This window comes from Pseudoalteromonas sp. SG44-5, assembly GCF_014164175.1.
Taxonomy (GTDB): domain Bacteria; phylum Pseudomonadota; class Gammaproteobacteria; order Enterobacterales; family Alteromonadaceae; genus Pseudoalteromonas; species Pseudoalteromonas nigrifaciens.
Map to the genome: position 1 here is coordinate 106652 of NZ_JACJES010000002.1, position 14237 is coordinate 120888.

The 14237-nt window shown below is 41.2% G+C and carries 14 protein-coding genes; 12 read left to right on the top strand and 2 right to left on the bottom strand.

Annotation, left to right across the window (positions count from 1 at the left end; translation table 11 throughout):
- Positions 1 to 34: 34 nt before the first annotated feature.
- A complete protein-coding gene (rne, locus tag H5079_RS02880) occupies positions 35 to 3178 on the bottom strand; it encodes a ribonuclease E (RefSeq protein WP_182683382.1) in 3144 nt (1047 codons plus the stop codon).
- A gap of 770 nt (positions 3179 to 3948) precedes the next feature.
- Between rne and rluC the strand changes: the two genes are divergently transcribed.
- Entirely contained in the window at positions 3949 to 4908 is a 960-nt protein-coding gene (rluC, locus tag H5079_RS02885) for a 23S rRNA pseudouridine(955/2504/2580) synthase RluC (RefSeq protein WP_011328490.1), read from the top strand.
- On the top strand, positions 4905 to 5573 hold the full coding sequence (locus H5079_RS02890) for an HAD-IA family hydrolase (protein WP_182683383.1): 669 nt from the start codon (positions 4905 to 4907) through the stop codon (positions 5571 to 5573). The genes rluC and H5079_RS02890 overlap by 4 nt, the downstream gene beginning before the upstream one ends.
- On the opposite strand, the gene H5079_RS02895 is transcribed toward H5079_RS02890, so the two are convergent.
- On the bottom strand, positions 5570 to 6178 hold the full coding sequence (locus H5079_RS02895; protein ID WP_182683384.1) for a nucleoside triphosphate pyrophosphatase: 609 nt from the start codon (positions 6176 to 6178) through the stop codon (positions 5570 to 5572). The two genes, H5079_RS02890 and H5079_RS02895, sit on opposite strands and share 4 nt — an antisense overlap.
- Before the next feature lie 131 nt (positions 6179 to 6309).
- Here H5079_RS02895 and yceD point away from each other — a divergent pair, with 131 nt between their 5' ends.
- The 10 genes from yceD to tmk all read left to right on the top strand — a co-directional run bounded on the left by yceD (position 6310) and on the right by tmk (position 14236).
- A complete protein-coding gene (yceD, locus tag H5079_RS02900) occupies positions 6310 to 6834 on the top strand; it encodes a 23S rRNA accumulation protein YceD (protein ID WP_011328487.1) in 525 nt (174 codons plus the stop codon).
- 9 nt (positions 6835 to 6843) lie between these two features.
- The gene (gene rpmF, locus H5079_RS02905) at positions 6844 to 7014 is read left to right on the top strand and encodes a 50S ribosomal protein L32 (protein ID WP_011328486.1); all 171 of its coding nucleotides are present in this window, start codon (positions 6844 to 6846) and stop codon (positions 7012 to 7014) included.
- 11 nt (positions 7015 to 7025) lie between these two features.
- The gene (plsX, locus tag H5079_RS02910) at positions 7026 to 8063 is read left to right on the top strand and encodes a phosphate acyltransferase PlsX (protein ID WP_011328485.1); all 1038 of its coding nucleotides are present in this window, start codon (positions 7026 to 7028) and stop codon (positions 8061 to 8063) included.
- A 57-nt stretch (positions 8064 to 8120) separates the two neighbouring features.
- The gene (gene fabD, locus H5079_RS02915) at positions 8121 to 9047 is read left to right on the top strand and encodes an ACP S-malonyltransferase (RefSeq protein WP_011328484.1); all 927 of its coding nucleotides are present in this window, start codon (positions 8121 to 8123) and stop codon (positions 9045 to 9047) included.
- Positions 9048 to 9058: 11 nt separating this feature from the next.
- A complete protein-coding gene (gene fabG, locus H5079_RS02920) occupies positions 9059 to 9805 on the top strand; it encodes a 3-oxoacyl-ACP reductase FabG (protein ID WP_086994963.1) in 747 nt (248 codons plus the stop codon).
- 250 nt (positions 9806 to 10055) lie between these two features.
- Positions 10056 to 10292 (top strand): acyl carrier protein, encoded by a 237-nt coding sequence (gene acpP / locus H5079_RS02925; protein WP_006792304.1) that lies wholly within the window; start codon positions 10056 to 10058, stop codon positions 10290 to 10292.
- 208 nt (positions 10293 to 10500) lie between these two features.
- Complete coding sequence (gene fabF, locus H5079_RS02930; protein WP_011328482.1) at positions 10501 to 11739, top strand: beta-ketoacyl-ACP synthase II; 1239 nt, start codon at positions 10501 to 10503, stop codon at positions 11737 to 11739.
- A gap of 59 nt (positions 11740 to 11798) precedes the next feature.
- A complete protein-coding gene (gene pabC, locus H5079_RS02935) occupies positions 11799 to 12623 on the top strand; it encodes an aminodeoxychorismate lyase (protein ID WP_182683385.1) in 825 nt (274 codons plus the stop codon).
- Positions 12617 to 13603, top strand: a complete 987-nt coding sequence (gene mltG, locus H5079_RS02940; protein WP_182683386.1) for an endolytic transglycosylase MltG — start codon at positions 12617 to 12619, stop codon at positions 13601 to 13603. Before pabC ends, mltG begins: the two co-directional genes overlap by 7 nt.
- Positions 13604 to 13609: 6 nt before the next feature.
- The gene (gene tmk / locus H5079_RS02945; protein WP_011328479.1) at positions 13610 to 14236 is read left to right on the top strand and encodes a dTMP kinase; all 627 of its coding nucleotides are present in this window, start codon (positions 13610 to 13612) and stop codon (positions 14234 to 14236) included.
- Position 14237 lies beyond the last annotated feature (1 nt).

The following is a 14237-nucleotide window of genomic DNA, read 5'->3' on the forward strand; positions in this document are numbered from 1 at the left end:
ATAATTAACTAGCGGGGCTTTTTAATGAGTATTGTTAATCAACACTCATTGTTTTAGTCATTGTAGAACTTGCACGACCAGCAGGTTTGATTGAACCCGCACGCAAACCACTGTCTGGCACTAGTTCACGTTTATCGTGAGCCATAGCAACAGATGTATGTTTTACTTCGCTATCAGCTACAGGGGTAGGCTGTGCCATTGGCGCACTTGCTGACCCTTGAGCTATCGCTGTTTTAACATGTGGTGCTGCAGTTACTACTGGAGTTTCAACTTTAGCTGGCTCTTCAGTTACCACTGAAGTTTCAACTTTAGCTGGCTCTTCAGTTACTACTGGAGTTTCAACTTTAGCTGGCTCTTCAGTTACCACTGGCGCTTCAACTTTAGTTGGCTCTTCAGTTACCACTGGAGTTTCAACTTTAGCTGGCTCTTCAGTTACCACTGGCGTTTCAACTTTAGCTGGCTCTTCAGCTACTACTGGCGTTTCAACTTTAGCTGGCTCTTCAGCTGCTACTGGAGTTTCAACCTTAGCTGGCTCTTCAGTTACAACTGGAGTTTCAAATTTAGCTGGTTCTTCAGTTTGTACTGGCTCTTCTACAGCTTCAACTTTGGCTAAGTCTTCAACCGCAACGGCTTGTTCAACTTGTTGCGCTGCATCCGCAGGTGTAGCTGCAGATTTAGCTTTAAGCTCTGCTTCATACTCTGCAGCAGCCTGGTCGGCAACAGGAACAAATGCCGGTGCTTCATCTGACTTAGCTTCATTGCCTTCACCTTCAGGGCGACGACGGCGCTGACCTGATGCACGAAGATGACGAGGTGAGCGACGTGAACGTGTACGAGTTTGCTCTTGCTCGTCTTCGGTTGTAGGTGTTTCATCGTTAGAATCAACATCTTCAACTTTCTCTTCTTTAATATGAGCTGTTTTTTCTGCCGCTGTTTGAGTTTGCTTTTCTACAACAGGTGCTTGCTCTTGGGCTACTGGTGTTTCTTTTTCTGTAGCTTGTACAGGTGTTTCATCTGTTGTTTGTACTTGCTCAGCATTTTCATCTTGCAGGCGTACTTTTTTACGCAAATTACGACGCTGGCGACGAACCTTTGGTTTTTGATCCTTTGGCTCTTCGGCTTGAACTGGCTTAGTTTCAGCTTCTGCTTTTGCAGGTGCATCAACTTTTACTGCATCTTTATCTTCAGTGCGTGGCTCTGGGCGCTTACGTGAATTAGGATTGCGACGACGCTTATTGCGATTCTCGCCTCTCTCTTGGTTCTCGTTAGTTTGCGTTGCTGCTTCAGGTGTTGATACAGAGTTAGTTTTAACCTCTTCATCCGCAGTACGCTCAGTGCGTGGCTTAGAACGAGGGTTATTACGGCGACGCTGATTGTTGTTATTACGGCGACGATTATCGTTATTACGCGTATTATCGCGCGTTTCTTGTTGCTGTTTTTGTGTTTCTTCTTTTTTCACTTCAACGGTTTCGCTGGCGAATAAAGATTTAAACCACTTACCAATTGCATCCAGTAAACCACTTTGCGCTTTAGTTTCAGCAGGGGCAACAACGTTAGCAGGAGCCGCTTGTGGAGCTGGTGTTGCAGGCATTACAACGCCTTTTAACATTGGCTCTTCACGTGCTGGTGCGACAGGCGACTTAGACATTTCAAATGCTTCAGGCTCTGGAGCAACAATTTGTCCATAGCTTACTGTTTCAATCGTTTCGTCTTTACGTAAGCGCATTACTTCGTAATGTGGTGTTTCCATGTGTTGATTAGGAATGATCACTATGTCGCACTTATGTTGTTTTTCCATGCGATGAACACTACGGCGCTGTTCATTTAATAAATAAGCGGCAACAGCAACAGGCACTTGAGCATTAACTTGTGCAGTGTTGTCTTTAATTGCTTCTTCTTCAATTAAACGCAAAATAGACAGTGCAATTGATTCGTTAGAACGAATCGTACCTTGACCACTACAACGTGGACATGGGCCTTGGCTTGCTTCACCTAATGAAGGGCGCAGACGCTGACGCGACATTTCGAGTAAACCAAAACGTGAAATTTTACCAATTTGCACACGAGCACGATCAGGACGAACAGCGTCTTTTAGACGGTTTTCTACTTCACGCTGATGGCGTGGTGGTGTCATATCGATAAAATCGATAACAATTAAGCCACCTAAGTCGCGAAGACGTAATTGACGTGCAATTTCATCTGCTGCTTCTAAGTTAGTATTAAGTGCTGTTTCTTCAATATCGCCGCCTTTTGTTGCTTTAGACGAGTTAATATCGATAGAGGTTAATGCTTCTGTAGGATCAATTACAATTGAACCACCTGAAGGCAAGCGTACTTCACGCTGGAACGCAGACTCAATTTGGCTTTCAATTTGGTAATGCGTAAATAATGGCGTATCACCTTGATAAAGCTTAACACGGCTCATAAAGTCAGGGCGAAAACGTTCAATATGCGCTTTAGCTTCTTCAAAAACACGTGGTTTATCAATTAATATTTCGCCAATATCACGACGTAAATAGTCGCGAATTGCACGAAATATTACATTGCTTTCTTGGTGTATTAAAAACGGCGCTTTAGCACTGTCGGCTGCAACACCAATTGCTTCCCAATGAACAAGTAAGGCTTTTAAATCGTAGTTTAATTCTTCAAACGATTTGCCAACACCAGCAGTACGAACAATTAAGCCCATACCTTTAGGAAGTTCTAAACGACTAAGTGACTCTTTTAGTTCAGTACGCTCATCACCTTCAATGCGACGAGATATACCGCCAGCACGAGGATTATTAGGCATTAAAACTAAGTAGCTACCGGCAACGCTGATAAAGGTAGTAAGTGCTGCGCCTTTTTGGCCACGCTCTTCTTTATCAACTTGTACTATAACTTCTTGACCTTCTTTGATCACGTCACGAATATTCGGACGGCCATGGAAAGTATACCCAGCTGGGAAGTAAGTACGGGCAATTTCTTTTAAAGGAAGGAAACCATGACGATCAGCACCGTATTCAACAAATGCTGCTTCAAGAGATGGTTCAATGCGAGTGATTTTGCCTTTATAAATATTGGCTTTTTTCTGTTCGTGACCTGGGCTTTCTATATCTAAATCATATAGGCGCTGGCCGTCAACCAGTGCTACGCGCATTTCTTCTTGCTGCGTTGCATTGATTAGCATACGTTTCATATTGTTACTCTACTAGTTTGTGTCGCTGACATGACGCTGTTTTCACGTCTGTTCAGTTATTCCTATTTTTAGAATGTGCAGCCTCACGACTGGGTCTTTAATGGAACGGCTCTGTTTTTTTGCGTACGCAGTATTTTTAAATGCAGGCAAACAATAGTGTATTTATTACTATTAAATTCATAGCAGGGCTAAAACTGTCGGCTTTTCAGCTACGTTACACGTTTACCCAGAAGTTGGCCTGTCATACTAATCTTATTAAATGCCGTTCATATTTAGGCGCATAGGGCTCGTTAAGTAAGTGAGTAATACAATGTGATGTACTACTAAAATCCATTTTTGTGAGCAAAAATCGCTGCCAATGTTAATGACGACTTATTTATTAGATTTTTTTAGTTCTAAATAAGCTGCTGTACGGTACTACAATTGAGCAAGTGCTGAACGACGTTTTTACGTCGTCACTATCAGACAAATTATCTGTTCATTGCTTTTTCAATCGCATTAAAAATCAATTCATGTTCAAACTTAACTGGCAATATATTACGCGCATTGCCGCTAATTGATCGCACGTGTTGACTGGGTATGTATAAAAGCTTTGGAAAACTTAACTCGGATCTGTATGATCAATTACCCAGAATGTGCATCACGAATGTATTACTGCGTTAAAAAGCACCGTTGTTATTTGCAAATACTAAATATTTGCGCTGCTGATTATCCCACTATTATAACTGTGTTAGCAACTAAATTATTTTTCTTAAATTAGTGATTAGGCAATGTCAGAAAAAAACGACTTACAAGTAACTTATGTCACGATCAACGAAGACCATTTAGGTCAACGAATTGATAACTTTCTTATTACCCATTTAAAAGGGGTGCCTAAAAGCGCAATTTATAAACTTTTGCGTAAAGGTGAGGTGCGCGTTAATAAAAAACGCATTAAGCCGGTATATAAACTGCAGCTAGAAGATGTTCTTCGTATTGCGCCAATTAGGGTGGCAGAACGAGAAGAGTTTGTGCCTTCAAAACTTGATAAAGTAACACGCCTTGAAAATGATATTATATTTGAAGATAAATACCTGATTGTTATTAATAAACCATCGGGTATGGCGGTACATGGTGGTAGTGGCTTAAGTTATGGTTTAATTGAAGCGCTGCGAGTATTACGCCCAGAAGAGCGCAGTTTAGAGCTTGTGCATAGACTAGATCGCGATACGTCGGGGTGTTTATTAATTGCTAAGCGCCGTTCAGTACTGACTGCTTTACATGAGCAGTTACGTGAAAAAACCATGGAAAAAAACTATTGGGCGCTAGTTGATGGCCAATGGGACTCTAAAACTAAAAATGTTACCGAAGGGCTGCGTAAAAATACGCTTAAGTCTGGGGAGCGCGTAGTGCGTGTAGATAACACTGAAGGTAAACCCTCACATACCCGCTTTAAAGTGCTTGAGCGCTTTAACGAGTGCTCGTTAGTGCAGGCGTCACCGGTTACCGGGCGTACTCACCAAATACGTGTGCATACACAATGCAAAGGGCATCCCATTGCGTGTGATGATAAATATGGCGATGAAGAGTTTGATAATTCGATGCGTAAAACAGGGTTAAATCGTTTGTTTTTACATGCTCATGACTTAACTTTTTATCATCCTAAAAACGAAACAACCATGCGCGTAGAAGCACCGCTTGATAAAGCACTGGCTAATTGCTTAGTTAAATTGCGTGCTAATAAAACGTGATAGCAGTCAGTTCGCTCAAAAAGTACAAGCTGGTTATTTTTGATTGGGACGGCACAGTAATGGATTCAATAACTAAAATAGTTAATTGTATTCGCAGCAGTGCCGTTGCGTTAAATATAGAACCGCCAAGCAATGAAGCAACAAAAAGCATTATAGGTTTGTCGCTTGATAAAGCCATTGCGGTATTATTTCCGCTGCATAGAGCGCAGCACCAAGCGTTAATTAGTGGATATAAGCAGCATTACCAAACAGATACTACGGCTACACCATTATTTGCCGATGTAGAAAAAGTGCTATTAGCACTACAGCACAGTGGCATTATTTTAGCCGTGGCAACAGGTAAAGGGCGCGCAGGACTCGATCGTTTATTACATCAAAGTGAGTTAGGGCATTATTTTAGTGCAACGCGTAGTAGTGATGACGCAAGCTCTAAGCCATCGCCCGATATGTTGTTTCAATTATTAGCAGAGCTTGGCATAAGCGCCGATGAAGCGGTTATGATTGGCGATACAAAAATTGATATGGCAATGGCGCAAGCCGCGGGTATGGATAGCATAGGTGTCACTATGGGTGTACATAACGCAAAGCAACTTAGCGAGTTTAACCCGATTGCAACTGTTGATAGTTATCAGCAGTTGCAACAGTTATTGCTGCCTGAGCATTAACTAAGGGGGGTATTTGATTGCGCACTTAGCACATCAAGGCCAAACTCAGCTAATAATTGGCTGAGTTTGATCAGTGGTAAACCAATTAAACTGTTGGGATCGTCTCCAGTTAATTTTTCAAATAAACAAATCCCTAGGCCTTCACTTTTAAAACTGCCTGCGCAATTATAGGGCTGCTCAGCATCGCAATAAGCACTTATTTGCGCATCAGTGAGTGTTTTGAAAGTAACATTAAATGGTTCAATGCAGGTTTTACTCTCCCCAGACGTAAGATCGTAAACGCACAGGCCAGTTAAAAATGTTACACTATGGCCGCTAAAAAGGGATAACTGCTTTACGGCATTGTGTTTATTATGAGGTTTACCTAAAATTTGCTCCTTAAATACAGCAACCTGATCTGAGCCAATCACTAAGCCTTTACTAAAGTGTTTACTAGCTGCGCGGGCTTTTAATTCACTTAAACGCTTAACTAGTTGTGCAGGGGTTTCATTGTTTAATGCTGACTCGTCAACATTCGGTGAAAATGTATCGAATGGTAGATTGAATTTTTGTAATAAAGACTGCCTAAAGGGTGAGCTTGAGGCTAATATAAGTGGGTACTTCATAGATTGTTTTCCTAACCAAAATCAGATTGAGTTAGGATAAATCAGATCCGTGAGTAAAACACGTGAAAAACCACGTAAATATGGTTTTTTACTTTGACTAACCAACTAACTATCTATATGATGCAGCCCCTATGCAAAAGGTGAAAATTCCCATCACTCTTCATCCAGGCAAAGCAGCGCAACACCGTTTAAAGTATGACGGCATTGTACCGCTTGAGAAACTAACTCGTTTACGAGAAGTTGTGCAGGAAGAAGTAGGTGAAATAGCGGTAAAAATTCATTGCAAAAACGACGACCAAGGTTTTGTTGTGATTAGAGGCAATTTGTCCACACACGTAACTGTCACTTGTCAACGTTGTAATGGTGATTTAGGGTTGGATTTGGTGCAAGATTTTGTTTATTCACCAGTTGGTGATGAAACAGAATCAGACATTTTTCCAGAAGACTACGATGAAGTAGCGCTTGATGAAAATGGTGAAATTAACGTTTTTAATTTAATTGAAGACGAATTAATTTTAGCAGTTCCATTAGTCTCTACCCACAACGAAGCTTCATGCAGTTATTCAGCAAAGCCTGCCAGCTTTGGTGTTTTAAAGGCGGAAGATGAGAAACCTAATCCATTTGATATTTTGAAACAACTTAAGAAAGATTCTTAGGAGAAGACTATGGCTGTACAAAAAAGCAAAAAGTCTCGTGCAAGACGCGGCATGCGCCGTTCACACGATGCGATTAGTGGTCCAAGCTTAACTGTAGATCAAACATCTGGTGAGACTCATCGTCGCCACCATGTGACTGCAGATGGTTACTACAAAGGCGTTCAAGTAATTTCTAAATAAGAGATTTCTTTATGCTGAATAATCTAACCATAGCGTTAGATATGATGGGGGGCGATTACGGCCCCCGTTCATCTATCCCCGCTGCCGTTAACGCGGTAAATGCTCATGCTAATTTAACGCTAATTTTATGCGGTAATGAGCAAGTCATATCAAAACAACTCGAATCACTCGATTCACTAGCACACCCTCGACTTATTATTCGCCACTGTAGCGAAGTTGTTACAAATGCATGTAAGCCCGGTGTTGCTGTACGCTCCAAAAAAGATTCATCTATGCGCGTTGCCCTTAACTTAGTTAAATCGGGCGAGGCTCAAGCATGCGTAAGTTCAGGTAATACTGGCGCGTTATTCTTTATGGCACATTACGTGTTAAAAATGCTTCCTGGTGTAAAACGTCCAGCACTTATTTCTGCGGTACCTACAGAGCGAAAAAACCCTGTTTATTTACTCGATCTGGGTGCTAACGTACATTGCGATGCGCAAACCTTATATCAATTTGGCATTATGGGGTCGGTAGTCGCAGGACAAGCACTTGGCTGCGATAATCCCAAAGTAAGTTTATTAAATATTGGCTCTGAAGATATCAAAGGCCATGAAGATATTAAGCAAGCTGCACAATTAATGCAGCAAAGCCCTTTAATCAACTATATTGGTTACAGTGAAGGTAGCGATATATTTACCGGAAAAGCCGATGTTATTGTATGCGAAGGCTTTGTGGGTAATGTGGCGCTTAAAACCTGTGAAGGGATTGCAAAACTTATAATGAATAAGTTTACCGCCGCGCTTGAAAAGCACCTCGTATACAAATGCATGGCGTTTATGCTGAGCCCTATAATAAAAAAACTCTATAAAAGGGTGAACCCCGACCAGTATAACGGTGCAAGTCTGGTAGGATTGCGCGGTATTGTGGTTAAAAGCCATGGAAATGCCTCAGCTAAAGCATTTCAAGCAGCAATTGATGAAGCGGTAAAGGAGGTTGAACGCCAACTTCCTGACAAAATAGCCGCAATTTTTGAAAAAATACATTCTAAAGACACGGTGAACGAGTAGTAATTGAGTTGCCGTGTTTATAACATTATTTATTTGTTTAATTAAAAAGAGCAAAATATGGCACAACAAATTGCAATTCTATTTCCAGGTCAAGGCTCACAAAGTGTTGGCATGTTAACTGAGTTACTCCAAAGCTCAGACATTGTTAAAGCAACTTTTAGCGAAGCGTCAGCGGCGTTAGGATATGACCTAGCAGAACTGGTTCTTAATGGCCCAGAAGAAAAGCTAAATCAAACTCACCGCACTCAACCTGCATTATTAACAGCCAGTGTTGCTATTTACCGTGACTGGTTAGCAGCTAACCCAGATGCAGATGTTGTTATGGCTGGACACAGCTTAGGTGAGTACTCAGCATTAGTATGTAGCGAAGTAATAAGCTTGAGTGAAGCGGTAAAGCTAGTAGAAAACCGTGGTTTATATATGCAAGAAGCCGTACCTGCAGGTGTGGGTTCAATGGCTGCTATTATTGGCTTAGGCGACGATGAAACCAAAGCGGCTTGCGCCGCTGCAGCGCAGGGTGAAGTGGTTTCTCCGGTAAATTATAATTCTCCTGGGCAAGTTGTTATTGCAGGCCATAAAGCGGCTGTAGATCGCGCTTCTCAAGCGTGTAAAGATGCAGGTGCAAAACGTGCATTGCCACTTGCTGTTAGCGTACCATCGCATTGTGAGCTAATGAAGCCGGCCGCTGAAAAGCTAGCTATTGATTTAGCTGCGTTAACATTTAACGCGCCTAAATGCGCTGTTATTAATAATGTTGATGTAAAAGCTGAAACGTCAGCTGATGCAATTAAAGACGCATTAGTACGCCAGTTATACAGCCCAGTACGCTGGACTGAAACAGTACAAGCATTAGTTGCACAAGGTATAACGCAAAGCTACGAATTTGGCCCAGGCAAAGTATTAACTGGCCTTGCAAAACGAATTGATAAAGCAATGATCTGTGGTTCAGTTAACGACTGTGCCTCAATTGATGCTGCAAAATAAGAGTATAATATATGACTAATTTATTTTCATTAGCGGGCAAAGTTGTCCTGATCACGGGCGCTAGCCGTGGTATTGGTAAAGCCATTGCAACTACTTTAGTTGCCCAAGGCGCAAAAGTAGCGGGTACGGCCACCAGTGAGTCGGGCGCTGCTAAAATTAGCGAGTATTTAGGTGAAAGCGGCAAAGGTTATGCGTTAAACGTAACTGATCCTGCATCTATTGAGGCGACATTGGCGGCGATTAAAGCTGATTTTGGCGATGTTGACATATTGGTTAATAATGCCGGCATCACTCGCGATAATTTATTAATGCGCATGAAAGAAAGTGAGTGGGATGATATTATCGACACTAACTTAAGTTCTATATTCCGTTTATCTAAGGCAGTATTACGCCCAATGATGAAGAAAAAGAACGGTCGTATTATCAATATTGGCTCAGTAGTGGGCACTATGGGTAATGCTGGGCAAGCTAACTATGCAGCGGCTAAAGCCGGTGTTATTGGCTTTTCTAAGTCACTAGCACGCGAAGTAGCGTCGCGTGGTATTACGGTAAACGTAGTTGCGCCTGGTTTTATTCAAACCGATATGACCGATGGTCTTACGGATGAGCAAAAAGCAGCCACACTGGCAAATGTACCAGCAGGGCGTTTAGGGCAACCAGATGAAATTGCTGCTGCTGTATGTTACTTAGCGTCAGATGCGGCTGCGTATGTATCGGGTGAAACTTTGCATGTAAATGGTGCGATGTACATGGTTTAATAGCCTATGTGCAAAGAAAGTAATTAAATATAAGTAATTAAATTGCCAAAAAAGATTGAATTATTGGCAATCTTGCTTTAAACATACTTGAAATCGTGGTTAAAATAAGCGATAAAAGACGAAACGTACACTCAAGAGGTTTGACCAGACAATTATTTATGGTCAAAAGATTGAATCAGAGAATTATGCGACGTAAACTACGCCGCAATCTGAAAATAACGCATTGGCGTTTTTAATAAAGGAAAGAAGAATGAGCGATATCCAAGAACGCGTAAAGAAAATTATCATCGAACAACTAGGTGTTAAAGAAGAAGAAGTGAAGAATGAATCTTCTTTCGTAGATGACTTAGGTGCAGATTCTCTTGATACAGTTGAATTAGTAATGGCCCTTGAAGAAGAGTTTGATACTGAGATCCCTGATGAAGAAGCTGAAAAAATCACTACAGTACAATCTGCTATCGATTACGTTACAGCTCACGCTGAGTAATTAATCGCATATTAAGGGCAGCATTCGCTGCCCTTAATCTCTATATCCAAACCACTTCAAAGTATATGATTCAAAGCAAAGCTAAACATCAATCTAATTTACACTGATTTTATTGGTATTATGCGTTTTAAATCTAATTTGGGACGAGTACTTTGAAGTTGCTTGGGTATTATTATCCCCTTATAAAACACCTTATTGGAGGCAAACCGTGGCTAAACGTCGAGTTGTCGTAACTGGCTTAGGAATGTTGACGCCGCTAGGTAATGATGTGCAATCAACCTGGCAGGGCTTATTAGATGGCAAAAGTGGTATTCAAACTATCACACACTTTGATACATCAAAATTTGGTACGCATTTCGCGGGTCTAATCAATGATTTTGATGCATCGGCTTATATGCCAGCAAAAGATGCTAAAAAAATGGATTTATTTATTCAATACGGCATTGCCGCGGGGATCCAAGCATTTAAAGATTCAGGCCTTGAAGTAACTGAACAAAACGCGACGCGTATTGGCGTAGCAGTGGGTTCAGGTATTGGTGGTTTAACGCTTATTGAAGAAAACCATATAAAACTACTTAATAGTGGACCGCGTAAGTTATCCCCATTTTATGTACCTTCTACCATTATTAATATGATTTCTGGTCATTTATCAATAATGAATGGACTACGTGGCCCTAATATTTCTATTGTTACAGCCTGTACTACGGGTTTGCATAATATTGGCCATGCTGCCCGTATGATAGCGTATGGCGATGCAGATGCTATGGTAGCTGGCGGTGCTGAAAAAGCCTGTACACCAATTGGTATGGGGGGCTTTAATGCTGCTCGTGCACTTTCAACACGCAACGATGATCCACAAGCGGCTTCGCGTCCTTGGGATAAAGACCGCGATGGTTTTGTATTATCAGATGGCGCGGGTGTTGTGGTTGTTGAAGAATACGAACACGCAAAAGCACGTGGTGCAAAAATTTACGCAGAACTAGTTGGTTTTGGTATGAGTGGTGATGCATTTCATATGACTTCACCACCAGAAGATGGTGCAGGCGCAGCATTAGCGATGGAAAATGCGCTAAACGATGCGCAAGTAAATGCGGACCAAATTGGTTACATTAACGCACATGGTACATCGACTCATGCAGGCGATAAAGCAGAAACCTCGGCCGTTAAAAGTGTTTTTGGCAGTGCAGCAAAAGACGTAATGGTGAGTTCATCTAAATCTATGATGGGTCACTTATTAGGTGCTGCTGGTTCGGTTGAGTCGATTATTTCAATATTGTCGTTAACCGATCAAAAAGTTACCCCAACAATTAATCTTGATAACCCAGATGAAGGGTGCGATTTAGACTATGTACCGCACACTGCCCGAGATGCAAAATTAGAGTTTGCACTATGTAACTCGTTTGGCTTTGGTGGTACTAATGGCTCGTTACTGTTTAAAAAGGTATAATCTTTTTTAACAACAGACCAGACTATAAGAGCTCAGTTGTTTAACTGGGCTTTTTTTATATGCAAAAAACACAAAAAAACACACAAACTATTATTACAACAGTTAAAAACAGCACTATAAGCGCGTACGATCGAGGCTTAAATTATGGTGATGGCTTTTTTACAACTGCAAAAGTAGTAAATGGGCAAGTAGAGCATTGGTCACATCATAAAGCACGTTTAATTGAATGTGCTGCACGACTTGGTTTTCCATTAGTAGATATTGCTGAACTTGAAGCTCACATAGCTAAAAGTATAGCGGAGCATACGTTGTGTGTGCTTAAAATTGTAATAACGCGAGGCGAAGGAGGGCGCGGTTATGGTTTGCCGCAAACCTGTAATGTAACCGTGTTATTGAGTGTTTTAGAGTATCCTCAAAATTACAGCAGACTGGCAAATGAGGGTATAAGCCTTAACATCAGCCCCATTAAACTAGCCGCACAACCCTTGCTTGCAGGGCTCAAAACACTAAGCCGCCTTGAACAAGTATTAATAAAAAAAGCGCTGCAAACGCAACCTTGTGACGATGTGCTTGTACTTGATTATAACAACAATGTGATAGAAGCCTCTGCAGCAAATATTATTGCTATTAAGCAAAATAAATTATTTACCCCAAGCCTTAATGAGTGCGGGATAAAGGGGGTTTATCTACAATCATTATGTGATAAATTAGCCGTTGATTTTAAGTGCGTAAGTATTGCAGACTTGCTTGAAGCAGATGCGGTTTTTATCTGTAATAGCTTAATGGGCGTAGTGCCTATTAATCGTCTTGAGCAGCGTAGCTTTGATATTGTGCATAGCCAGTTATTATTAAATAAATTATTAGCCAAGGAGGCTAAGTGTTAAAAGTTACTTTATCGGTATTATTATTAGCTATAATTACCAGTGTTTTTGGTTATCAGCAATTACAAACAACGCTCCATAGCCCATTAAAAGTAGCGAATAACACCCAATTTGAAGTGAAAAAAGGTACTGGCTTTAATCAGTTATGTAAGCAATGGCAAGCCAATAACTGGGTAGAAAACTGCTGGCGTTACCAATTACTTGCTAAACTAGACCCAACACTCACAGATTTAAAAACGGGGCTTTACGCACTTAATAGTGATAGTGTTATTAGCAATATAAAAAAAATAAATAATGGCCAACAAGTTAGCTTTAGTTTTACAATTATTGAAGGCCAAGCGCTGCGCGAAGTATTAGCCGCTATTAAAAATGCCAATAACTTAAAAAATGATTTAAAAGAGCAGCAACTAAGTCAGCAAATACTTGGCAGTGATATGCACTTAGAAGGCTGGTTATTTCCCGAAACCTATCACTATCATAATAACGACACAATTAGCAGTGTGCTAAAACGCGCCGCCCAAAAAATGCAGCAAACCCTTGATACTGCTTGGCAGCAGCGTGCACAAAATTTACCCTATAAAACAGCGTACGAAGCACTGATAATGGCCTCCATTATTGAAAAAGAAACGGGCCTTGCCAGTGAGCGGCCATTAATCGCCTCTGCATTTGTAAACAGACTAAATACTAATATGCGTCTACAAACAGATCCAACCGTAATTTACGGCATTGGGGAGAGCTTTGACGGCGATATTAAACGCAAAGACTTGCGTAACTACACGCCCTATAACACCTATCGTATTAATGGCCTGCCGCCAACACCCATTGCCATGCCATCAAAGGCAGCTATTTTAGCCGCGGTTAATCCACCCACAACTGAGTATGTTTACTTTGTTTCAAAAGGTGATGGCAGTCATCAATTTTCAACCACATTGAAGCAACACAATGCGGCAGTTAAAACGTATATATTAAACAAAAAGAACTAATTTTTTATGAAACCTAAATTTATAGTAATCGAAGGGTTAGAAGGGGCCGGTAAATCTACCGCTATTGCTTTGTGCCAGTCGTTTTTAAACAGCAAAAAAATTGATTTTATTAATGTGCGTGAACCCGGTGGTACGCCGCTTGCTGAGTCGTTACGTACATTAGTAAAAGCACAACATGACGAAGAAATAGCGTTCGAAACTGAGTTATTAATTATGTATGCTGCACGCTCGCAGCTAATGCATAATGTTATTAACCCAGCACTTGAGCAAGGGCAATGGGTACTTGCCGATCGTCATGACTTGTCATCGCAGGCGTATCAGGGTGGTGGGCGTGGTATTAGTGCTAATACACTTGCATCACTTTCTTCCATGGTATTAAAAGGGCTAAAACCCGATTTAACCATTTACTTAGATATTGATCCGGTTATTGGCCTTGAACGCGCTAAAGGTCGAGGCGAATTAGATAGAATAGAACAAGAAGCGATTGAGTTTTTTCAGCGTACACGGATGCGTTATTTAGAACTTGCTAATGACGACAACTCCATTAAAACTGTTGACGCAAACCAAAGCATTGAGCACGTACATCGTGATATAACGAATGTATTACGCACATTTTTTGCAGAGCAAAAATAAT